The 23,845-nt window shown below is 36.6% G+C and carries 21 protein-coding genes; 12 read left to right on the forward strand and 9 right to left on the reverse strand.

Features of this window, described 5'->3' with window-relative positions:
* Nucleotides 1-9 precede the first annotated feature (9 nt).
* Nucleotides 10-897, forward strand: a complete 888-nt coding sequence (locus tag ACTJIP_RS15960) for a hypothetical protein (protein ID WP_219072054.1) — start codon at nt 10-12, stop codon at nt 895-897.
* A 32-nt stretch (nt 898-929) separates the two neighbouring features.
* Here the strand turns inward: ACTJIP_RS15960 and ACTJIP_RS15965 are convergent, their stop codons facing one another.
* Together ACTJIP_RS15965 and ACTJIP_RS15970 are read right to left on the reverse strand one after the other, a co-directional pair.
* On the reverse strand, nt 930-1,967 hold the full coding sequence (locus ACTJIP_RS15965) for a quinone-dependent dihydroorotate dehydrogenase (protein WP_180564957.1): 1,038 nt from the start codon (nt 1,965-1,967) through the stop codon (nt 930-932).
* Between the two features lie 314 nt (nt 1,968-2,281).
* Nucleotides 2,282-2,977, reverse strand: a complete 696-nt coding sequence (locus tag ACTJIP_RS15970; RefSeq protein ID WP_180564956.1) for a pseudouridine synthase — start codon at nt 2,975-2,977, stop codon at nt 2,282-2,284.
* 445 nt (nt 2,978-3,422) lie between these two features.
* Between ACTJIP_RS15970 and ACTJIP_RS15975 the strand changes: the two genes are divergently transcribed.
* Nucleotides 3,423-4,964, forward strand: a complete 1,542-nt coding sequence (locus ACTJIP_RS15975; protein ID WP_077413418.1) for a glycine--tRNA ligase — start codon at nt 3,423-3,425, stop codon at nt 4,962-4,964.
* A gap of 83 nt (nt 4,965-5,047) precedes the next feature.
* The gene (locus tag ACTJIP_RS15980) at nt 5,048-6,577 is read left to right on the forward strand and encodes a hypothetical protein (RefSeq protein ID WP_077413417.1); all 1,530 of its coding nucleotides are present in this window, start codon (nt 5,048-5,050) and stop codon (nt 6,575-6,577) included.
* Between the two features lie 132 nt (nt 6,578-6,709).
* Here the strand turns inward: ACTJIP_RS15980 and ACTJIP_RS15985 are convergent, their stop codons facing one another.
* Nucleotides 6,710-8,038 (reverse strand): M48 family metalloprotease, encoded by a 1,329-nt coding sequence (locus ACTJIP_RS15985; protein WP_440704833.1) that lies wholly within the window; start codon nt 8,036-8,038, stop codon nt 6,710-6,712.
* Nucleotides 8,039-8,137: 99 nt separating this feature from the next.
* On the opposite strand from ACTJIP_RS15985, the gene ACTJIP_RS15990 reads away from it, so the two are divergent.
* Genes ACTJIP_RS15990 through ACTJIP_RS16000 form a run of 3 tightly spaced genes read left to right on the forward strand, consistent with a single transcriptional unit; the run spans nt 8,138 to nt 11,462 of the window.
* Nucleotides 8,138-9,271 carry a serine hydrolase domain-containing protein gene (locus ACTJIP_RS15990; protein WP_440704834.1) on the forward strand — a complete coding sequence of 378 codons (1,134 nt, stop codon included), beginning with the start codon at nt 8,138-8,140 and terminating at the stop codon, nt 9,269-9,271.
* Between the two features lie 5 nt (nt 9,272-9,276).
* Nucleotides 9,277-9,888 (forward strand): YdeI/OmpD-associated family protein, encoded by a 612-nt coding sequence (locus ACTJIP_RS15995; protein ID WP_180564952.1) that lies wholly within the window; start codon nt 9,277-9,279, stop codon nt 9,886-9,888.
* 14 nt (nt 9,889-9,902) lie between these two features.
* Nucleotides 9,903-11,462 carry a tetratricopeptide repeat protein gene (locus tag ACTJIP_RS16000; RefSeq protein ID WP_440704835.1) on the forward strand — a complete coding sequence of 520 codons (1,560 nt, stop codon included), beginning with the start codon at nt 9,903-9,905 and terminating at the stop codon, nt 11,460-11,462.
* Here ACTJIP_RS16000 and ACTJIP_RS16005 read toward each other — a convergent pair whose 3' ends face one another.
* From ACTJIP_RS16005 to ACTJIP_RS16030, 6 genes are all read right to left on the reverse strand, one after another.
* Nucleotides 11,463-12,374, reverse strand: a complete 912-nt coding sequence (locus tag ACTJIP_RS16005; RefSeq protein ID WP_077413412.1) for a hypothetical protein — start codon at nt 12,372-12,374, stop codon at nt 11,463-11,465.
* 11 nt (nt 12,375-12,385) lie between these two features.
* Nucleotides 12,386-13,198 carry a hypothetical protein gene (locus tag ACTJIP_RS16010; protein WP_428168579.1) on the reverse strand — a complete coding sequence of 271 codons (813 nt, stop codon included), beginning with the start codon at nt 13,196-13,198 and terminating at the stop codon, nt 12,386-12,388.
* A 10-nt stretch (nt 13,199-13,208) separates the two neighbouring features.
* The gene (locus tag ACTJIP_RS16015) at nt 13,209-14,069 is read right to left on the reverse strand and encodes a hypothetical protein (RefSeq protein WP_139348451.1); all 861 of its coding nucleotides are present in this window, start codon (nt 14,067-14,069) and stop codon (nt 13,209-13,211) included.
* A gap of 242 nt (nt 14,070-14,311) precedes the next feature.
* Nucleotides 14,312-14,473, reverse strand: a complete 162-nt coding sequence (locus ACTJIP_RS16020; protein WP_426481119.1) for a hypothetical protein — start codon at nt 14,471-14,473, stop codon at nt 14,312-14,314.
* Between the two features lie 52 nt (nt 14,474-14,525).
* Nucleotides 14,526-15,797 carry a Y-family DNA polymerase gene (locus tag ACTJIP_RS16025; protein WP_426481120.1) on the reverse strand — a complete coding sequence of 424 codons (1,272 nt, stop codon included), beginning with the start codon at nt 15,795-15,797 and terminating at the stop codon, nt 14,526-14,528.
* A 193-nt stretch (nt 15,798-15,990) separates the two neighbouring features.
* A complete protein-coding gene (locus ACTJIP_RS16030; protein ID WP_440704836.1) occupies nt 15,991-17,574 on the reverse strand; it encodes a Na+/H+ antiporter in 1,584 nt (527 codons plus the stop codon).
* A gap of 204 nt (nt 17,575-17,778) precedes the next feature.
* On the opposite strand from ACTJIP_RS16030, the gene ACTJIP_RS16035 reads away from it, so the two are divergent.
* The 6 genes from ACTJIP_RS16035 (at nt 17,779) to ACTJIP_RS16060 (ending at nt 23,840) form a co-directional block, all read left to right on the forward strand.
* Complete coding sequence (locus ACTJIP_RS16035; protein WP_077413406.1) at nt 17,779-18,279, forward strand: M15 family metallopeptidase; 501 nt, start codon at nt 17,779-17,781, stop codon at nt 18,277-18,279.
* A 255-nt stretch (nt 18,280-18,534) separates the two neighbouring features.
* Nucleotides 18,535-19,572, forward strand: a complete 1,038-nt coding sequence (locus tag ACTJIP_RS16040) for a patatin-like phospholipase family protein (protein ID WP_077413405.1) — start codon at nt 18,535-18,537, stop codon at nt 19,570-19,572.
* A gap of 233 nt (nt 19,573-19,805) precedes the next feature.
* The gene (locus ACTJIP_RS16045; RefSeq protein WP_175627173.1) at nt 19,806-19,976 is read left to right on the forward strand and encodes a hypothetical protein; all 171 of its coding nucleotides are present in this window, start codon (nt 19,806-19,808) and stop codon (nt 19,974-19,976) included.
* Nucleotides 19,977-20,203: 227 nt separating this feature from the next.
* The gene (locus tag ACTJIP_RS16050) at nt 20,204-20,962 is read left to right on the forward strand and encodes a leucine-rich repeat protein (protein ID WP_440704837.1); all 759 of its coding nucleotides are present in this window, start codon (nt 20,204-20,206) and stop codon (nt 20,960-20,962) included.
* Nucleotides 20,963-20,973: 11 nt separating this feature from the next.
* Nucleotides 20,974-21,600 carry a leucine-rich repeat domain-containing protein gene (locus ACTJIP_RS16055; protein WP_180564946.1) on the forward strand — a complete coding sequence of 209 codons (627 nt, stop codon included), beginning with the start codon at nt 20,974-20,976 and terminating at the stop codon, nt 21,598-21,600.
* Nucleotides 21,601-21,665: 65 nt separating this feature from the next.
* Nucleotides 21,666-23,840 carry a hypothetical protein gene (locus ACTJIP_RS16060; RefSeq protein WP_077413401.1) on the forward strand — a complete coding sequence of 725 codons (2,175 nt, stop codon included), beginning with the start codon at nt 21,666-21,668 and terminating at the stop codon, nt 23,838-23,840.
* The last annotated feature ends 5 nt before the right edge of the window (nt 23,841-23,845 follow it).

Genomic DNA, 23,845 nt, shown 5'->3' on the forward strand with positions numbered 1-23,845 from the left:
CTACCCGCCATGAAAAAAATATTTATTTTATTATTTTCTTTAACCCTCTCATTTTTTCTCTGCCAAAAAGTTGAATTAAAGAAAGTAACCGATTCTTCACAGATTTTCAAAGGAGAAATTGCAGGAGTCCCCATTACTATGCAGCTTCATTTCGCAGGAATTGCAGATTGCAGTCTCTACCAGTATTTTGTAGACGGATGGTATTATTACGATAAGTATCAGAAGAAAATTCCGCTAACGGGGGTTTATGATTATGGTAAACTCTCATTATATAACTTTGGTGCTCAGCAAAAAATAAATTCCAAAATATTTAAAGAAAAGATCACGTCACCACAAACGGTAGAAAAAACAAATGAAATAGCACAGTTACTGACTCCCAAAGAATATATTAGCTTTAATCAGGACGAAACTAAAGAAAATACAATTCAGGGAAATATTTATCTGGATAAAAAAACTTATCCTGCCAGACTTTTTACCAGTAATGATATGATTTACCGCTACAACAACTATCTAATCTTACCTAATAATAAAAAAATCAATACATTCGACTTTATCAATCAATATGGAGGAAATGAACTGATTTCCTATACATCGGGAGAAAACAGGAACCGGGTATTGCTGTATTTCGAACATTCTTCGAATCTTAATGCATGTGGAAGATGTGGTGCCAGCGAAGGCGAAAAAGGATACCGGGTTCTTTACTTCACAAAAGACTGGAATTATAAAAATTATGAGAAATTTCTGATAGAAAGTTGTCTGGATAATATTTATGACGTTACCAAAACTAAGTCCAAGGACAGAAAAACGATACAATATAAAATAGGTAAATCTGATACAGCGCCTGCTTATACTCTTACCATAGATTTAGAAAATGCATCAGTCATAAAGTCAAAATAAAAAAGAGAGTTATCTAAACTCTCTTTCTATTTTTATCTTGGTAATCGGCTTGCTCTTTTCAAAAGCTCCTGATTGATTTCGTTGATCAGTTCCGGGCCTTCATAAATAAAGCCTGTATACAGCTGAACCAGTGTAGCTCCTGCATCCAACTTCTCCATAGCATCTTTTGCAGAATGTATTCCACCTACTCCAATGATTGGGAATGCTCTGTTACTTTTATCAGAAAGGTACTTGATCATTTTTGTACTTCTTTCACGGATAGGTTTTCCGCTTAATCCTCCATTTCCTATCTGTTCTAAAACTTCCGGAGAGGTTTTCAAACCTTCCCTGTTCACTGATGTATTGGAAACTACAATACCATCAATCTTTGTTTCCGCAATCAGTTCAATGATTTCGTCTAATTGATTGTTATTAAGATCCGGAGCAATTTTAAGTAAGATGGGTTTCTGTACAGATTTTGACAGATTTATTTTCTTCACTTCTGTGATCAGCTCTCTCAGATATTCTACATCTTCAAGTTTGGCGTGGCTTCCTACATTCGGACAGCTTACGTTGAGTACAAAGTAGTCTACATGAGGATGAAGACCTTCAAAACAGTCCAGATAATCCTGAGTATAGTTTTCCGGGCTTGTATCTGTATTTTTTCCGATGTTTCCCCCGATAATTACTTTTCCTTTGTTGGATTTCAGTTTTTCAATCGCTGCTTCAAGACCATCGTTATTGAACCCCATCCTGTTGATGATTCCTCCATCTTCTATCAAACGGAATAATCTTTTTCTTGGATTTCCGGCCTGTGCCCTTGGTGTTACCGTTCCAATTTCTACAAATCCAAACCCCAAGTCTCCCAATTCGTTGAACAACACTGCATTTTTATCAAAACCAGCTGCCAATCCAACAGGATTTTTGAATTTTAATCCGAAAACTTCTCTTTCCAGACGTTTGTCTTCAATAGGTTTTGGGAAAAATAGTTTGGTAAGAAATCCCAAATTCTTAAGCATTGAAAATGTAAAGTGATGAACATCTTCAGGATCAAATTTAAAAAGAATTGGACGAATGAGCGATTTGTACATTGAAAAAAAGTTTTACAAAAATACTCATTTTAAAATTAATGTTCGGTTAACCTATGATATTTTATCAAAATGTTTGATATATAAGATCTATAAGCCGGAAAACAATCTGTGTACTCTCAAAATGAGTAAGATATTTTAACGCTATGATCGCAAAATACTTCGACTATCCTGAAAACATTTCGGTTCGCAAAGGTGTTTCACTAAGCGAAGTATGCGCTATTAGCTTTTGCTGAACGAAGTGCCTCAGCGGTCGAAAAGTATCCATTTAAATACACTCTTAGTGAACATTGCGTTAAAAAATATTCACAAATAACTTAAGAATAGGAACTCAGATCAAAGTTCAGAATATCCCCTATTCTTTTGAACTCTTCATCTATAGTTGCATTTACTGTAATTCTTTCGTTAGAAACAGGATGATTAAAAATCAGTTGATGGGCGTGAAGCGTCATTTTGTTGATCTCAAATGTTTGAAGCCACAACTTATTTTGTTTATTGCAGCCATGTTTTCTGCAACCTAAAATAGGATGAAGAATATGTTTAAAATGTTTTCTCAACTGATGAAATCTTCCTGTTTCAGGAATTGCTTCTACCAAACAATATCTCGAAGTCTGATGTTTTAAAAAAGGCAAATCTATTTCTGAAGTCTGCAGACGGCGATAGTATGTAACGGCATTTTGTGTGACTTCATTTTCATTAACTAAATCATAATCAATTGTTTCTTCTTCTTTTGCCCAACCCCGAAGAATTGCCAGATATTTCTTCTCCACTTCGCGTGATGCAAACTGTTCGCTCATGATTCTAAGAGTATCTTTATCTAAAGTAAACAACAGAACACCTGACGTTTTTCGGTCTAACCGGTGTACAGGATACACTTTTTGTCCAATCTGTTTCTTCAACTCCTGAATAGCATAAGTATCTGCTTCTCCCGCATAGAAAGATTTATGAACCAATAATCCGCTGGGTTTGTTGATGGCAATAATATGCTCGTCTCGATAAAGAATTTCTAACATGGTGCAAAAGTAGAAATTTTCGACCGATTTAGCCCTGATTGAGCGGTATGTTTGAGCTCTTTTCTGGTTTTAGGCGGCGGCTTCGCCGCCGCCTAAAACCAGAAAAAGCGAGTAGCAAAAGCAGGTTCCCGGCTCCTTTATCAAACTTCAAATAAAAGGTTTATATTAGTAAAAGGTTTTACCTTAATTTAAAAAAATGACAGATTATTTTGGTTTTTTTGTAAAATTGATCGTGATCGCTGTTATAATAACGATTGCTACAATTCTTTTCGTGCCCTTAAAAAAATACAGAATAGCAAAGATATTACTGTTTATTTTGGCTGGTGTTTTATTTATCATTGGCGTGGGAGGATGCTTCTTAATGACAATCTCTAATGTAGGATCTTACAGGTATTAATATTTTCCCAATAAAAAACATTATTTTTGCACATCAGATGTAAAAATTATGGCAAAGCAAGAAGATGTTTTCAAGAAAGTGATTTCTCACGCTAAAGAATATGGTTTTATTTTCCCATCGAGTGAGATCTATGATGGTTTATCCGCTGTGTATGATTATGGACAGAACGGGGCCGAACTAAAAAATAATATCAAACAATACTGGTGGAAAGCTATGGTACAGCTTAACGAGAATATTGTGGGTATTGACTCGGCGATTTTGATGCACCCAACCACATGGAAAGCATCAGGCCACGTAGACGCTTTCAACGATCCATTGATTGATAATAAAGATTCTAAGAAACGTTTCAGAGCAGACGTTTTGGTGGAAGACTACTGCGCTAAAATTGAAGACAAAGAGAACAAAGAAATTGAAAAAGCGGCGAAAAGATTCGGGGATGCTTTTGATAAAGATCAGTTTGTTGCCACGAATCCAAAAATTCTGGAATACAGAGCAAAGAGAGAAGCTATTCTTTCAAGACTGGCGAAATCTCTGGAAAATGAAGATCTTGCTGATGTAAAATCTTTAATTGAAGAGCTTGAAATTGCAGATCCTGATACCGGTTCTAAAAACTGGACAGAAGTAAGACAGTTCAACCTGATGTTCGGAACAAAGCTGGGAGCTTCTGCAGACAGTGCAATGGATCTTTACCTTAGACCGGAAACGGCTCAGGGTATTTTCGTTAACTTCTTAAACGTACAAAAAACTTCACGTCATAAACTTCCTTTCGGTATTGCACAGATTGGTAAGGCATTCAGAAACGAGATTGTTGCAAGACAGTTTATCTTCAGAATGCGTGAATTCGAACAGATGGAAATGCAGTTCTTCGTTGCTCCGGGAACAGAACTTGAGTTCTATGAGAAGTGGAAGCAGAAACGTCTGAACTGGCACTTGGCTCTAGGTCTAGGAAATGATAATTACAGATTCCATGATCATGAGAAATTGGCTCACTATGCGAATGCTGCTGCTGATATTGAATTTAACTTCCCATTCGGGTTTAAAGAACTGGAAGGTATTCACTCAAGAACAGATTTCGACTTAAAGGCACATGAAACATTCTCAGGAAGAAAGCTTCAGTTCTTTGATCCTGAAAGAAACGAAAACTATGTTCCTTATGTAGTGGAAACTTCAGTAGGTTTAGACAGATTATTCCTTTCTATATTCTCTCACTGCTTAAAAGATGAAGTATTGGAAGATGGTTCAGAAAGAACAGTTTTATCTTTACCTCCGGCATTGGCACCAATTAAAGCAGCCATCCTTCCTTTGATGAAGAAAGACGGTTTAGCAGAGTATGCAGAAAATATCTTCAATGATCTGAAATATGATTTCAATCTGTTCTACGAAGAAAAAGATGCCATCGGAAAGCGTTACAGAAGACAGGATGCTATCGGTACTCCATACTGTATTACTATTGACCACGACTCTCTTACTGATCATACAGTAACCATAAGAGACAGAGATACTATGCAGCAGGAAAGAGTTCCTGTTTCAGATTTGAGACGAATCATTGATGAAAAAACGAACTTCAGAAATTTACTTTCTCAATTATAATAAAAAAAGCCCTGTTCTCAGGGCTTTTTTATTTTTATCAACATATGGGTTAATTTATTACTTTTATCCCTCAAATTTTAACCATGAAAAAAATAACACTCATAGTGTTTGGACTGATCCAGACATTTGCATTTTCCCAAACCCAGGATCTGACAACACTTGCCGCTGGGGATCACGTGGGAATGAATGCTTTATTCGATGATAAAGACAATCTTTACGGTTACGTTTCTCTATATTCTTACGGAAAATCCGGTGATAAGACCAAAAAGTTTGAGTATGTGATATTAGATAAAAACCTCAACCCTGTTGCCAATAAAGAATTTGAAGGTGATATCACTGCTGCCTCTTATTTAGGATATGTTGATTTTAAAGGGCAGATTATCTTAAAGCCCTCAATGATGGATTATTCTCTGGTAAAAAGCCGAGAAGTATTTACTCCTGTTTCTATGGTGATTGACCCTAAAACAAATTCTATTACCAGAAAAATCTATTATGACTATCTGGAAAACGGTACTTTCAAAGAAATCAACGAACCGAAGAGCTGGAAAGAACAGCGTAAGGAAAACCGTGATGAGAAAAAAGATAAAGGGTACAACTATGTTTCTGCCGTAGGTGAGCTGAAAGAAGGCGGCTACTTTGCCGTGGAGTATAAAGATTACGGAAAGTATGAAAATAACAACAGCCTCATGAGATTTGATGAAAACAAAAAGGAGGTTTGGAGATATAAATACAATACTGACGGAAGTAAGAAAATTTATTCTACTTTATCTGTTCTGGAAAGAGATGAAAATTATATGTACTGCATCATGAAGAAAGTGAATGAAAAGCAGAAATCATTCAGTCTCCTGGTTCTTGATATGAAAACCGGAAAAGAAACATCCAACAAGCCGGTAACCGGATTATCTGATGATACCATAGACAATATTGAATCCTTCTACTCCAATTACAGAAAGATTGATAATGATAAAAATTTCGATGATAAAGTAGTTCTGCTGGGAAGAAACTATGATGATTCTGAGTCAGTAGGATTTGCAAGAATGCTGGTAGACAAAAAAAACTTTACTGCAGATACCAAAACAATCAATTATGAGCCGAATATCTCAGCTTTCCTTCCAAAACTCAATAGAAATGGTATGGTAGAAAGTGGTTACATGCTTCAGACCAAAGACATGTACTTCATGAACGATGGAAGTGTAGGTATTTTATCCGAAAAATATAAACCTGCCGGACAATATAATGCTCCCAAAACAACAGACCTTGTTTACATATACACAGATAAAGATTTCAAAGTAAAAAATGTACAGGTCTTTGAAAAAGAAAAATCTAAATGGGTAAACAGTGATTATCTCTTTTCACAATACCTCAACGGTGGAAAAGACGTGGTATTTTTCTACCGCGACTATCAGAAAGATGAAGTAACAAAGCAGAAAAGATGGAATTTATTCATCAATACCATTATTGACGGAAAATTCAAACAGGAGATCATTCCTATTTCCGAAAAAGACAATTATGCAGTAACACCCTATGTAGGAAAAGAGGGGTATATCCTTCTTCGGGAGTATAACGAAAAAGAAAAATTCAATAAGATCCGTTTGGAGAAATTAAATTACTAGTATAAAATAAGAACCCTGATGAGTCATCAGGGTTCTTATTTTTAAGTTTTGGCTAAAGCCAGTGGAATTTTTATTATTTAAAAAACAGGCTAAAGTCCATTCCTATTGATATCTCCAATACTTATATCAAGATCAGTTTGCTTTCACTATCTTTTCATTGGTCTGGTAAAAGTCTGCAATATTTTTAATTTCATCCAAACTTAAGTTCCACATAAAGTTCAGGAACTGCTGATAGCTTTCACTTTGATTTTTAGGTTCTATCCTATCCAGATACCGGTTCAGATTATAGCTTTTTCTCGCTTCATATATCTTGGAAAAACATCTTCCCAGCCAGCTTTTATAATATTTTTCTTCCTCTTCATCCTGCAGAAACTGCATGGCAGCATAAATTCCCTGCCCATAATCTTCTGAGTGGAAATAGTTGGGCAAAATTTCCATTCTTGCTGTTTTCTTTAATGTTACAAACAGATCTGAAGGTTTTTCCGGAGCAATTGAACTTTTAAGTTCAGCAAATGTTTTTTTAAGCATCTCAATTCTTCTGGACACTTCAGGGTGCGATGCGAGGGAATCCTTGTTCAGCTTTTCTTTGTAGAAATTATAATTGTACAGGGAAAAATCTTCCTTCTTCATCCATTTTTCATTAAAGGCCTGCTTTGGAAGATTAAAAAGTTTTTTATACGTTTCTATTTTCAGCTCTCTTGGTGAGATCGTATCGAAATCCTGCAGTCTTTGAAGTGCATTTACAAATTCAGACTTCTTAAAATCACTGTTTTTAAAAATAACATAACCCAAAGAATCCGCCTGCATTTCGCTTTGTCTTTTTTCCACCCCTTTTTTATACACTGTATTTTTAAAGATATCGAAAGCTTTCTGATTCTGGCTCTGAGTTCGGCTGGTGGTAGTTGATTTTATATTCTCAACCAATACTTTATCCAATTTATCCTGTTCGATAATTTTTAAAAAGGTTTTCAGGGAATGTTCTTCTATTTTATGACCCAGTTCATGGGAGATCACAGCTGCAATTTGCTCTTCATTATTAAGCCAGCTGTAAAGCCCCATATTGATAACAAAAGTTCCGTCAGCAAGACAGTAAGCATTGGGAGTATTATCTTTTGCGATCAGAATTTTCAGGTCCTGAGGAATTTTAGGATTATTCTTTTTAAGACGTTGAATCATAGACTGTATGCTGGTTTCAAATTCCGATTTAAAGATAAAATCCTTATTCTTCACCTGCTTTTGAAAGTCTGTTCCGAATTCTTTATAGATTTTGGATAATTCAGAACCTGTTTTCCCGGAATACTGCGATTTTAATTTCTTCACAGTCGCTTCATTATTTCCTTCAAAACTCATTAAAAATGCTTTCCTCTGTATATAATCTGTGGTATCTATCGGTTTATAAATCTGGGCTGTTCCCATGATTGAAAATAGGAAGTACCCCAATACAATAAGTTTTCTGGTCATAGTTTTCATCAATAAGAACAAAAATAACTTATTTGATGATTCATTTTAATTTTTATAGCCAAATTATTCTAAATTTGTTAGAGACCCATTCGTGAAAAAATGAGAATACTAAAGTATATGATAGGTGGAGCGGTAGCTGGTGCTGCAGCGGCTTATTTTCTGGGATATGATTATTTATTTAGTGGTATTTCAAAAACTTATCTTAAAGGAAAATCAAGTGCATATATTGATGACGGAAATCTTTTCCCGAGCAACCCTATTGCCACAGAAGAACCTGAACTCTGGGAAGAAGATCCGGATTACAACAAAAAGGATTTACCTAAACATTTAGTTGAAAATTTAAAACACTCCAAAACAGCCGCTTTTATTGTGATACGAAATGGAAAAATTCTTTATGAGCAATATTGGGATGGTTATAACCAGCTTTCACAAACCAATTCTTTTTCGATGGCAAAAGCAGTGACTGTCATGTTGTTGGGAAAAGCGTTGGAAGAAGGTATTATTCCTACTATTGATGAAAAGTTCTCTGATTTCTATCCGGAATTTAAAAATAAACCATTCGGAAATGAGGTTACCCTTAAAAACCTCGCTCAAATGGAATCCGGGCTGGACTGGGATGAAAATTACAATAATCCGTTTCTTCCCAATGCCAAAGCTTATTATGGAAAAAGCCTTGTAAAAGCTGTATTCTCAAGAAAATTTAAAGAAGAACCGGGAACAAGATTCGAATATCAAAGCGGTTCTACCCAACTTCTTGGTTTTGCCCTCCGGAAAGCTCTGAACCAACCATTAGCGAGCTATTTATCAGAAAAATTCTGGATTCCTTTGGGAATGGAACAGAATGCGAAATGGAGTACAGACGATTATGGTATGGAAAAAACGTATTGCTGCATTCATTCCAATGCAAGAGATTTTGCTAAGCTGGGACAGCTCTTTCTGAATGATGGAAAAGCCGGGGATCAGCAGATTCTTAACGCTGACTTCATTGAACAGATGAGAACTCCGACTGAAAAGTCTGAAGGCATTTATGGAATGGGACTGTGGATCAATCATGACAACCCCATCAAACATTATTATTTCCTGGGATTACAGGGACAGTATATTATTATGGTTCCGGAGCACAATATCGTTATTGTAAAAACCGGGAGCTACTCCAACAACCCTAAAAATGACAGAGGAAGACCTGATCAGGTAAAATTCTTTGTGAACGAAATTGTACAATTATTCCAATAAACACTATGGATAAACACAGCGTAAAAGTTGATGAATACATTGAAAAATCTCCGGATTTTGCAAAACCTATCTTACATTATCTCCGTGAAACGATTCACGAAGTCTGCCCCGATGCAGAAGAAGCGATCAAATGGAAGTTTCCTACGTTCATGTATAAAGGCAAAATTCTTTGTTCCATTACCGCTTTCAAGCAATACTGCAGTCTCGGATTCTGGCTGCATCAGGAGATGAAAACACTAAAGGAGATAGAAACAACAGCTGAAAGAAGCTCAATGTTCAGCTTAGGAAAAGTAACAGGAATTGAAGATCTTCCTTCCAAACCTCAGCTGAAAAAAGCAATTAAAGAAGCCATGGAACTTACGGATATGGGTGTTACTATGAAGAAAGCCCCGCCCTCCAAAACAGAAATGGAAGTTCCTGATTATTTTCAGTCTGCATTACATGCTCATTCAAAAGCCTCTGATATTTTTGAAAAGGCTTCACCATCCTTCAGAAAAGAATATATTGCGTGGGTAACAGAAGCAAAAACCGAAGCAACCCGGAATAAAAGATTGGAACAGTCTTTGGAGTGGATAGCGGAGGGTAAAAGCCGTAACTGGAAATACCAAAAAAAATAAAACACAAAAACACAATGAAGAAAAAAATTATTCTCTTTTTCTTCCTTATTATTTCGATTTCTGCATTCCCTCAGGCATTTGATTTTGAGGGACAGTACAAATATGCCCGTACTCTTTCATCCAAGAATCCGGACAGTTCGGAAATCGTTTTGAATAGGATTATAGATTCAGCACAGAAAAAAAATCTCCCTGAATTTCTTGCAAAAGCCTATTATTTGAAATCCTTCAACAGCTATTTACAATCTGATGCTGAGAAAAGTCTTGATTTTGCAGATAAGGCCCTTAAAATATCTACCAAAAGCAATTATAATATTGGGAAAGCACTTGCATACAGAATGCAGGGAACTCAATATGCAAAGCTTGGGCTGCTCAAAGAATCTTCTACAAGCCTCCAAAATGCCCTCTCTGAAGTAAAACACAATAATACGGAAGAAGGACATGAGCTGAAAGGGATGATCTTTAATTCTTTTTTGATCCTTCTTAATAGGAATCAATATAAAGAGAAAGAGTATTACTCTAAAAGTGCCATTCAGGAATTTCAGAAGCTTAAAAATGTAACCAGGCGAAATGAACTTTTGATCTCCGCTTATACCAATATGGGGTATAATTTATCTGAAGTAAAGAAATTTAAGGACGCAAAATATTATTTCGGACAGGCGCTTTCTTTGGTGGGAGAAAGCAATTATTATCTCCGGGCAAACATCCTTAATGATATTGGATTTTTGTTTTCAGGACAAAATAAGCCGGACAGTGCGGTGCTTTATTATAAGAAATCTCTGGCAATTGCAGATCAGTATGGTTTCAATGAAAAAAAGATTGAGATTACCAAAAATCTTGAAGAAGCATATGCTTTGCTTCATGACGATTCCAATACGGAGAAATATAAAATTGAAAATCTTAAATTAAAAGACAGCATTGCTTACAACAAAGCAATGGCCGTCAATAACACATTATCCAAAAAAGAAGAAAATTTTCATCAGCAGCTCAATGAAAGTCACTCTACTTCAAAAGGGCTTATCATAGCCTGCCTTGCTTTAATAATTATTTTAGGAGCTGTTATTTTCAATACTATCCGTCTTCGTAAAAAGCATAAAGAATCTGTTGCCAAAATTTACAAAGAAGGTATTTCTCCAGTTGTTTATGAAGAAGATCCTCAGGAAGCATCTGAGGATATTCAGACAAAAAACTCCCCTACTCCGACAGAAATAAAAATTTCGCCTGAAGTAGAGGAAAACATATTACACGGACTAAAAATATTTGAGGAAAGTCTTGAGTTTAACAACAAGAACATTTCTCGTTATAATCTTGCAAACACACTGAATATCAATACAAAATATCTTTCTGCAGTTATTAAAAAACATAAGAAATTTAATTTCAACCAATACATTAATCACCTGAGAATCAATTACATTGTCAACCAACTAAAAAACGAACCGCAGTACAGAAAGTACAAGATTAATCACCTTTCTGAAATCACGGGTTATTCTTCTCACAGCGCTTTTTCTCTTGAATTTAAGAAGATCACAGGGCTGCATCCGTCTGCGTTTATCAAAACACTGGATGAAATCTCCTGATTACTGTTCCGCTATTGTAAGATTATTATAGCCGCCGGTATTATTTAATGAAAAATTGGCAACGATTGAATTATTTAAATTAAACCAGATGTAAGGCATCAGTCTCTGCCCTGCTGTCATGTAAAATGAGGCGGTACAGTTACTTCCTGCATCAATATTTCCTACACTGTTTGAGGACATGGTATTGACACATTTTACCGTATTTACAATATTGGTGACGGCTAATCCCGTTGTATTATCATAAAGCTGCCAGATCGCTTCTATCTGAATAGGATTTAAAGGATCCGTAGTATAATTAATTGCTAATGGGGCAAGATCTGTTGTGAAAGAAGCTACATAAATTCCGTTGCGGGGCGCGGTAAAGATACCAGTAGCAGCATTGAAATTGGTACCGGAATTACTTTCAAAAGTTTTACTCCAGTCTACAAGATAATTACTTGCCCTGTTTTGTAAACCTGCAGTTATTGTTGGAATAGACGGAGTTGCCAGCTTTACATTATTGTTGGTTTTGGCTGCAATAACGATTACTTTATTATTTGTGGGCTGTGCTGTGAGCAAAGGAAGCCATTCATTTCCATTAGAATATTCCACTCCGCTGTTATAACGTACGGCTCCTTCATCGGCTGCAGGTGCAGTGAGTGAAGAAGTTCCAAAGCCAATGGCTCCATTTCCGGAATTCCTGGCGTCAACTTTCGCGACCGGGATGAGCGTTCCCGCTCCTATTTTTCCGGCGCTGCTCACAAGAATATCATTACTCTGCTGAGCCGGAGTAAATGTCGATCCTGAAACAGGATTATCTTTTTGTCCATCAATATGCAGAATACCCTGTGGATTTGGAGTATTGATTCCAACCTGTGAAAATACACAGTGGAAGCTTAAAGTCATTACAATCAGTAAACAATTTTTTTTCATCATCTGTCTTTTTATAATCCGAAAATACTTAAAGAAGTAAGTGTAGCATCAGTATCCAAAGTTTTTGAACTTCCCAGTTTCTGATTCAGGCTTACCGTAATATTGTCCCCCTGGTTCAGGTTAAAAATTCCTGAACAGTTTCCCGCAACACGGTTTCCAATGCTATTGGTTCCGGGGTAACTTCCTACACATTTGAACACTTTATTGGTGGTGGAAGATGTTGAATTGGTCTGAATCAAAGTCTCATACCTTGAATCATTTGCAATACTTCCGGAGGCCAGCGAAAAGGTAAAGGATACAATGTACACTCCTGTTTTTGAGGCTATAAAGGTTCCTGTCCCAGCATTAAAGCTGTTATTCACATCCGTCTTTTTAGTCCAGTTGGTAACAGGAGCCTGCACTCCGTCAGCAAAGCTTTGTACCGAAGAGTTTTCTGCATCTACAAAATCATTGGACGTTTTATGGGCCAGTGTGATCCATGAGGTTCCGTTAGAATAGCTCAGATCCTGTGTTCCTGAGTTATACCTCAGCGCTCCGGCCTTAGCGGCAGAAGCAGACTGTGAAGTTCCTCCAATTCCTATTGCATTTAAACGTTCATTTGATCTAAGGTCCAGTCTTGTTTTTGGGGATTTTGTTCCTGCTCCTACATTTCCGGCGGGAGTAATAACTACATCATCATAATAACTGGAAGGTATTGAAGCATTTGTGTTTTTCTGTCCATCTATATGTACCGTTCCTTCCGGGGCAGACATATTGATTCCTACCTGAGCCTGCATCCACATGCCGTAACCAATAAATAAAGCCAGTATTAATTTTTTTCTCATATCAAGTGTGTTATTGTTCTAAAATAGAAAGATTTACAAAGCCATAATCATTGCTTGCAGAAGTTAGATCTGTTCTAAGGCTTAGATTACCATTATAAACAGACTGGTAGATATAGGGCTGAAGTGTATCGCCTTTATTCAGTTGAACTCCGGCCACACAAGAACCTGCAACCTGTGCCTGTTTTGAAATATTGGAGAAAGATTTCACGCATTTTTTAACAGTACTGTTTCCGTTCACTACATATCTCGCTTCCGAAAAATAGCCTGAGACTATAGGGATTCTCACAAAATCATAGGTAAAAGAAACAAGATATACTCCGGTTCTTGGCGCTGTAAAAACACCTGTTCCGGGAGTAAAGTTTGCTGTAGGATCAGAAATTTCTGTCCATCCGGCAATGCCTGTAGAAACCTGATAAGGAATTTTAACGGCAAAATTCGCTGCCTGAAGATTGGCTACCACGACAGCTTTGGTGGGAGAAGAAATAAGATCCTGCCATACAATGCCATCTGAGTACTGCATTTTTCCGCCATTCAGCGGATTATATCTTACAGCGCCTCCACCGGCTGATGAAGCCGGCTGGCTGGTCTCTCCTATTCCGATTGAATTATCTGTGTTAGCTGCAGACCGTGTATCTATCTTAACAGCAGGAGATAATGTTCCAATTCCTATTTCTCCTGTAGAAGTTATGACAACATCATTAGCTGCCTGTGTGTTGGAAGGAACTCCGGATAGGGGATTATCTTTTGCCCCATCCACATGAAAAGCGGTTTGAGGGTTTGAGGTATTAATACCAACTTGTGCTTTTGAATGACTTATGGTAAAGCACAAGGAAATCAGTATTCCCTTCATCCAAATACTTAGATTCTTCATTTAATTTGTGGTTTTAAAACGTGTACAATTCTCGGCCAAAGATAAATGTAAAAGCACATCACCTACAATAGCCGCTTTTAAACCACAAACACATAAAACACTGAAAACAAGACAAGTAAACACTTATTTCACATTATCAAAATACGGAATTTTACTATTTAAAATAAAACCATCACTCTGTTTTATGAGAAATTTTTAAATAATTTCTACTTTTTAAAGAAAAATATTATTGTGAGGCGTCATTAGAAAAAAGACTGAAGGTCATGAATAAGTTCGTTATAGGATATTTTTTCTCCGGATTTCAATATTTTACCTGTCCCGAGTTCTTCAATAATGATGTCATAATGATTGCTTTTAGAATAGTGATATGTTGAAATATAGATAACGATATTTCCTTTTTGCAATCCTAAAGCTATAGTATCTAAAATAAACAGAATTTTTGAACCAGGAATAGTTTTAATGAAACCTGAAGTTGGCTTCCGGCAGTGTATTATTTTTCAGGAAAGCTTCATATTCCGGAGACAGTTTTGCACGTCCAAAGGTGTTTTCACCACTCATGCTTCCAAGACGGACTTTATCCTTCCCATATTTTCTATTCATAGCATCCATAGCTTTCATCACGGGAAGATGCTGGTTTTGTATGTCTTCTTCAAAAAGACTTATTTGTCTCTGATCTTCGGGGACAAAATCGTTCACCATCACTCCTGCTCTTTTATAATGAAACCCGTCTCTGTAAATGGCTTCAAAAAGTTCATTCACCACTCTTCCTAATAAGATTGATGAATTCGTAGGATTGGAAAGAATCCGGGTCATTGCATTTCTGTATTCAGGAAGATCTTTCCTAAAGCGGTTGGTCTGTACAAAAACAGTAATCATTTTACAACAGGTATTCTGCTTTCTTAGTCTTTCTGAACAGTACATTCCAAAAGTTTCTACCCTTTCTCTTACTTCTTCTTTTTTCGTAAGCATCTGCATAAAGCTTCGGGTAACAGCAATAGATTTTTTAGGAGAAGGAGCGTCCAGTTCCAGCTGACGAATTCCCTTCAGTTCATTGATCATCCTTACTCCATGAATTCCCATAATCTTCCGAACCCATATTTCAGGTTTCTGAAGAAGATCCCAGGCTTTATGAACACCACAGTCATTCATTTTGACGGCCAGCCTTCTTCCGATTCCCCACACGTCTCCGATATTAAGCCACTTCAGTGCCTTTTCAATTTTTTCAGGAGTATCCATAATATAAACTCCATTAAAATTATCCGGAAATTCTTTTACGATTCTGTTCGCAACTTTGCATAAAGTCTTAGTGGGAGCAATTCCGATACTTACAGGAATATTTTCTTTCTCATCAATTTCTTTTTTGATTTTAGAACAATATTCATACATATCGATATATTTAAATCCTGTTAAATCAAGAAAAAGCTCATCAATACTGTAGACTTCATAATCAAGAACATAGGACTTGGCAATATTGATCACCTGCTGGCTTTTATAATTATACAATTCAAATTTTGCAGAAAAACTTTTCACATCATGTTTTTGAAAAAGCTCCTTGTATTTGAATGCCGGAGCTGCCATAGGAATTCCCAGATCTTTTGCTTCTTTACTTCTGGATACAACACACCCGTCGTTGTTGGAAAGAACCACAACGGGTTTGCCCTCAAGATCAGGATCTAAAGTCCTTTCACAGGAAACAAAAAAATTGTTACAGTCTACCAGAGCGTACATGACAATTGTATAGTAAATATCTATACAAAATTAGAGCTTTTAAAGAATAAAATAATCTTTTACACTATAATTAACATCATATTTAACAACCTGAAAAACAAATGGATAAAATTTTTAAATACGACATGTTTTGTCGTATTAGTGCTTTAATTTTGTTTTCAAAAACATTATTATTCAATAACCATCGTACAGATTAAATCATTTTTAACCGCTCTTCTTCAAGATCAATCTGATAAAGCTGATGACGAATAATACTTTCATCAATAGAAACATCTTTATTGAGTTCTGCAAGAAACTGTCTCTGGCTTTCCAGCATCTCAAAAAAGATATCTTTTGTTTTTTCATTCATCCATTCGGTATCATTGACCTCTATTTTTTCTTCCCAGTGTTTCAGCATCCGTTCTAATCCGGCATGACTGTTCAGTTCGTTTTCATGCTTACTTTTAAGAAAATGATAGATGTGCTGCTTCAGCTTATGTTTTATTTCTTCCCTGACCTGTTTATCTTTTTCTTCATCAGTAAAGTCATCAAACACATGCCCATATTTGATAATATACGGCAGTGTAAGGCCCTGTACCAGTAATGTAAGCAAGATCACAACAAAAGTAATAAACAGGATAAGGTTTCTGTTGGGGAATGGAAGCCCGTTTTCAAGAGTGATAGGAATTGCCAATGCAGCAGCTAATGAAACAACTCCTCTCATACCTGTCCATCCAAGCATAAGAGGCATCAGAAACCGCCTTTTTGCAGAAGATGCCCGCGGTGCCACACTTGGCCGAAAAATCAAAGTGGCCAGCATTGCAGCGTATGCACTTATTATTCTGGCAGCAATCAGAATGGCTGTTATTAAAACGCCATATTGGATAGCAATTTTCAAAGGAATTCCTTCTGACCGTAATCCACCCACGATTTCGGGAAGCTCCAGTCCTATAATTAAGAATACAATACCATTCAGGATAAATACAAAACTTTCCCACACACTATATCCTCTTATACGACTGCTGCTGTTTAAAAATATCATCCTTTTAGCTGACATATAGAGACCTCCACAGACAACTGCTAAAACTCCGGAACAGTGAAACTGCTCGGCCACCCAATACATGAGATAAGGTTCAATAAGTGTGAGTGCAATATCAGATGAAGGTTCTGTAGGAAGACGTTTATGAGCCTGAACAAAAATCCAGGCCAGCAGCAAACCAATTCCCGTTCCTCCTATAATCATCCATAAAAAGTCTAAGGAAGCTTCCTGCCATACAAATTGTCCGGTTCCTACAGCAATCAAAGCAAAACGGAATATAATCAATGAGGACGCATCATTCAGCAAGCTTTCTCCTTCCAGAATAGCGGATGTAGTAGTTGGTATTTTTACAAATTTCATAATGGCACCTGTACTTACCGCATCAGGAGGAGACACTATTCCACCCAGCAGAAATCCTAAAGCAATAGTAAATCCCGGAATAAAATAATTAGCTGTTACAGCTACCGCCAATGCTGTAAAAAAAACAACCAGAAAGGCAAAACTCCCGATAATACGCCACCATCTTTTCATCTCTTTAAAAGAAATAGACCATGCTGCTTCAAATAATAAAGGAGGTAAAAAAATAAAAAATATAAGATCCGGATTGATCTTTACAACCGGCAAACCGGGTATAAAAGAAACAAAAAGCCCAAATACAACAAGTAAAATAGGATAAGCAATTTTTAATCTGGCAGCCCACATATTGAGTAATACAATAGCCGCTACCATAGCAAGTAAAAAGGGTAAGATGGTATGCATTTGAAATTGTGTTTTTTATGCACCATATTACTAATTCTATTTGATTTTTAAAAATTTAAAAACAATTTTTTCTTATTTTTTTTATACTTAAAAGATGACTGTAATCTTTTTTACTCCAGGTAAAATGTTATAGAAATTTAAATAAAACACGTCAAGTTCCGTCGCTTCCGCGCTATACCTTTGTCCTATAACAAAATAAGAAATATGGACAAAGTAACCTTAGAACGAATTCAGAAGCTTCACCCAATGGTAAGAGATGAAGTAAAGCAGATTATACAAGAATGTGATGAAGCACTTAGCGGAAAAGCCAAGATACGAATCACTCAGGGATTAAGATCTTTTGAAGAGCAGGAAAAGCTTTATGCGATCGGAAGAATTACCTCAGGAAAAAAAGTGACCAATGCTAAGGCAGGACAAAGCATCCACAATTATGGTCTGGCCGTAGATATCTGCCTGATAATTGGCGGAAAAACGGCAAGCTGGGATACGGCAAAAGACTGGGATAATGATAAAGTTGCTGATTGGTATGAGTGTGTGAAAATCTTTGCCCGCCATGGCTGGGACTGGGGTGGAAACTGGAAAACCTTCAAGGATCTTCCCCATTTCGAAAAAAAGAATATTCCCTCTAAAAAAGGTCCTGTAAAAACCAGCTGGAGAACGCTCTTGAAGATGCCTAGAGATAAGCAGAATTATGTTGTTTTTTAATTCTTATTGATTTAAAATTTAAAAAACACAGGCATCATAACTCTCTGGTTTAAAGTCCTCTTTTTTGATAAAATCATTTAAAATTATTTATAATACGACAAGTTCTGTCGCTTCCTCCGTCTATATTTGCTTATAAGAAAACACCAAAAAAGCAATCCTTATAATAAGCTGAAACCAATAGATATTTTTCGGAAATCTATTGGTTTTACTTGTCTAAAGCTGCTAAATGTTTCTTAAAAAAATGAAAAAAATAACATGAAAAAGACAACCATTCTTTCTTTGGACGGGGGCGGAATACGAGGAATCATCACCTGTATTATTCTGCGCTACATAGAAGAACAGCTCCAGTATTATGATAACCCCACAGCAAAGCTTGGAGATTATTTTGATCTGGTGGCAGGCAGCAGTACCGGAGGTCTGATTGCTTCTATTATTCTATGTCCCGACGAAACCCGAAAAGCAAAATATTCTATTCAGAAAGGACTAGAATTATATGCGGAAAAGGGTGGCGATATCTTCCAGGTTTCCTTTTGGGAAAAACTGGTTAATCCATTCGGATTATTGAATGAAAAAATTCCACAGGAATCACTTGAAAGGAATTTAAATGACTTTTTTGGAAATTTAGAACTAAAAGAATTAATAAAACCATGTTTAATAACAAGTTATGATATTGAGAACAGAAGGGCAAAGCTTTTCAACTCATGGAAAGCCAACCTCAGCACAGATAACTTCTATGTAAAAGATATCTGTAGGGCGACTTCGGCTGCTCCTACCTATTTTAGTCCGGTGCAGATCAAATCTATGTATGGACAGATCTTCAGCCTGATTGATGGAGGGATGTTTGCCAATAATCCTGCCCTTTGTGCTTATGCAGAAGCAAGAAAAATTCCTTTTGCAGAGGTTTTAAAAAACCATCAGAAAGCCAACCAACCGGGTGTAAATGATATGATTATTGTTTCTATCGGAACAGGAATTGAAGCCAGACCTTATTCTTTTAAAAGGCTTCAAAAATCAGGAAAAATTGGCTGGGTAAGCCCGATTATTGATATTTTAATGTCTGCCAATGCAGAAACAGTAGATTATCAGCTGGAACAGATGTTTCAGACCCTTGGTTTGAGAAATCAGAAAAACTATTACCGTCTGAATCCTTCACTGAAAAACGCTTCTCCTGCAATGGATAACGTAAGAAGGTCTAATATTGAAAATCTGATACAGGCCGGGCTGAGTTATATTGATGACAACAGAGAAACTTTGAATCAGATTGTTCAAAAACTCATCAAAAACAAAATATAAGCTTTGAACCTTATAATGACCCAATATAAGCTTTGAAGATTATATTTAAAAATTAGAAAATATTTTTTAAACACGTCAAGTTTTGTCGTTTCGCCCCACTACCTTTGGAGTATCAGAAAGACACAAAATAACAATCCATAAAAACTTTTAAAAAGCCTTTGAATTCAACATCCACTTATGCTGAACAGCCTGAAATATGTTCAAAATATAACCAACACATTAGAACACAAAACATGGAAACACCAGATCATAAAACAGATATACTCTTCGATGAAGATCTCTATACCATAGAATGGAGCGATATCGAAAATGCTGAGATAGATTATGAAAACTATCTCAACACTATTGAAAACTTCTTCAGAGAAGATTTTGAAGAAGGTATACTTGAAGAAGATACTTTTTAAATAAAATAAAACACGACAAGTTCTGACGCTGTCCAGCACTACTTTTAATTCTCATTAATACGCGCACAGCAATCTCATTAAACATTCTCAACATCTTTGAATTCACCATTCACAAAATGCTGGACAGCCAGAACTATGTCTGAAAATATAGTATAAAAGCGGAGTCTGTTTCACTAAAAACAGAATATAACAATCAATTTATTAACCAACAAATCACACATCGTTTTATGAAAACAAAAGAAGAATTAAAAAAATATTTCGAAAACGGAGACATTCCAGTGCAAGAAGAATTCTGGGAATGGCAAAACTCTTATTGGCATAAAGACGAGAAAATCGACATGAGAAAAGTCTCGGGACTTGAAAATGGTACATACAATATCATTTATGCTGACATGGATAAAGATAAAAATGCTTCAATGGGCTTTTTTTTAAAAAGAAAAGTAATCATACCATCCGGAGCTTTAAGAATCCCTAATTATTTTACAATGGGCGCCATAATAACAGAGATACAAATACCAGAAGGAATTATAAGTATTGGTGAGAACGCTTTTTCAGGTTCACAAATTACTTCCATTACCATCCCTGACAGTGTCACTGAAATTCAGAACCTGGCATTTGCGGGCAACAAAATAACCTCCCTCCGGCTTCCTGAAAATCTATCCGTGATTGGCTATGGTGCATTTGCGGGCAATGAACTTACAGACCTTATCATTTCCCAGAATCTTAAAATTATTGAAAAATCCTTATTCAGCTCTAATAAACTTACTTCCGTAACCCTACCTGATGGTGTTACAGAAATCAGAGAGTATGCATTCGGAAACAACCTTCTTATGGCGGTACAAATCCCCAACAGTGTTCTCAATATTGAGTCGGGAGCATTTTCAGGCAACAAACTGACAGAAGTAATATTAGGAGAAAACACAAAGTATCACATGTATTCTTTTGATCCTGAAGTTACAATAACCGGAGGACAACTTATCAATTAAATTTTAAACAAATGAAAACAAAAGAAGAATTGAAACTCTATTTCGAGAATGGAGATATCCCAAAGCAAGAAGATTTTTGGGAATGGCAGGATGCCTATTGGCATAAGAGTGAAAGGCTAAACAACTCCTCATTGGATTTAATAATTTACGACGATTTCTCTTACTCTCCCACAGATAATACAGAGATTACCGGTACAGAATCTACAATAGTTTTTCCCGAAGGAGTCAAAATCATTGGAGGTTTTTCCTTTTCAATGCCCATCAAACGTATATCAAAAATTGTATTTCCAAAATCTCTGGAAAGAATAAGAACAAGGGCATTCAATGCACAATATCTGAAAGGGACTTTGACCATTCCCGGATCTTGTAAGATCGTAGAATCATATGCTTTCGCAAGTGGGGTTGCCAGTGTATCAAAACTTGTATTGGAGAATGGCATTGAAACTATTGAAGACGGAGCATTTCAATTATCAGGAAGTCCTATAACATTTTTAGACATTCCCAATTCGGTAAAGTTTGTAGGAAAAAATGCATTTGCTATTTCCTCTCTTCAGACCGTTGCAAAACCCGTGGGATTGGATATTACCGAAGCAGGTATTCCGGCAACAGCAACTATTCTGGACAGGTTCACAGAATAATGATGTAATTCCAGCAATACTTTCTCAAAAAAGCTATTGTTTAAACTTATCAATCAAAACAAAAAATGAAAACAAAAGAAGAATTAAAAAAGTATTTCGAAAACGGAGACATTCCGGTGCAAGAAGAATTCTGGGAATGGCAAAACTCTTATTGGCACAAAGATGAAAAAATTCCAGCAGATAAGTTAGACTATGATCTGTCTCAAAAAGCAGATTCAGATGCTTCCAATCTAAGCCCACAAAATGTTGAGCTTTGGAAAAATAAAATCGAAACTCAAACAGCTATTCAGGCTCCACAGCTGAATGGAAATATCTTAACGGTATTTTATACGGGAGAGAATGGAGTGCAGCAAAGTAAATCAGTAGACTTAAGCAGTTTGGCAACCCGTGATATCAGTATTGAGAATGCAGCATATGATGCCTCTCAAAACATCATTACCATTACCCAGAATGATGGATCAGCCTTTCATATCAATCTTTCGGAATTCAGTATCACCCCGACTACCAATTCAGACGGAAGTGTGACCTTATCTCAGGAAGGACAGGAAAAAGTCACTCTGAAAAAAGTAGCTGTAACAGGCAGTTATAATGATCTTTCTGATAAACCAACTTTTAGTGGGAATGATAATTTACAAAATGTAATTGACAGAGGCAACGGAACAACCAAACCTATTATTTTCCAACCGGGCGAAGGCAGAGCAGGTGAAATAAATTTCAGTCCTACAACTTACTCTTTATGGTTCGGAAATATGAATACAGATCATACCGGAACATATGGAATCGGAATCGGATACAATACTCTGCCAAAGCTAACAACCGGGCTAAGTGATATTGCTATAGGAGGTTTTGCAGGTGCAAATTTAACAACCGGAGATTGGAATACTCTTGTTGGCGTCAATAGCGGTTCGCTTTTAACGACCGGAAGCTATAATGTAATGGTGGGAACCGAAGCCGGTAAAAACTCCACATCGGCTCTCGGGTGTACCTATGTTGGAGATGAAGCAGGGGTTAAAAATATTGATGGCAAGTACAATACCACTCTGGGTGTTGGAGCAGGATACTGGCTTACTCATGGGGTTCAAAATACATTTATCGGAGCTTATGCCGGTCAGAATTACGGAAAAGTTACTACTTCAGGGGCGTGGGGTTCCAATACATTTATTGGGTATAATGCTGCTTCTACCACTCATGCCATGGGTGTTTGGGGTGACAACAATGTTGTTATTGGCTGTAATGCCCCATTGGGAGGCTCAACATTCAATAAATTGGTTATTGAATCAAATCCGGTAGCAAGACGTCATGATTTTGTTACGCCTTTAATTGGTGGAGACTTTGCCGCCAGAACGTTAGATTTTGATGCCGTGGTTTCTGCAAAGAGAACTCCTTTGGCCGACAATACTTATACAAAAGTAGCTGTTATGAATGCCGGTAATGTATTTGGATATAAAAACTTATCAGATTTTACCGATTTCATTCCATTAACAGGAACGGAGACCGGAGCTCCTATGACAGGCAATATACAGTTTACAGACGAAGATCCGGAAGAAAGAATTATTTATAGAACGAACGAAATTGATGGCGTAAAAAATATTCTCGGCTTATTTCCTGAAGCTGCTATGATGTCTTCCGGTAACTTAGATGGAACCAATGCCTCTAGTGTTTCTGTAAGTAAAGAAAGTGGTGTTTTCGCATATGGTCATGGCTCTCGTTTGATGTTGAGTGACGTAGGTGCAGCTTTAAGACAGACAAACGGAGGAGGAGTAAAAGGAATTTTTGCAAGTCCGAACTTGGATGAACCTGTACTTATAGAGCATGAAGCAGCAAATCCTAGGGGATTAAGCTCTAAAACTTATTTTGGGGACAATGCTGAGAAAAATGATTATATCCAGAAACAGTATGCAGATAAGCAACATTCTTACAGTACCAAAGAGGAACTAACAGGCGGAAACTGGATCAATGGTAAACCTGTTTACAAGAAAACCCTGTATCTGGATCAGATTCCAAGAACAGGTGAAATTGATTTGAAAACTGAATTCCCAGATCTTGAAACCATTATTTCCAATGAAATGTTTACAGAATGGGATGATGTAAAGGCAGCATTTGCCGGAAATCAGTGGCGTACAAAAGCTTACATCACCATCGAAAGAGAACGAGCTATAATTGAACTATTAAATGTTCCAGATTATAATTATTCTCTTATTAATTCATTTACTCTAACTCTTGAATACACAAAAAAATAAACAAA

The organism is Chryseobacterium sp. 22543, from assembly GCF_052044565.1.
In the GTDB taxonomy this organism is placed as follows: Bacteria; Bacteroidota; Bacteroidia; order Flavobacteriales; family Weeksellaceae; genus Chryseobacterium.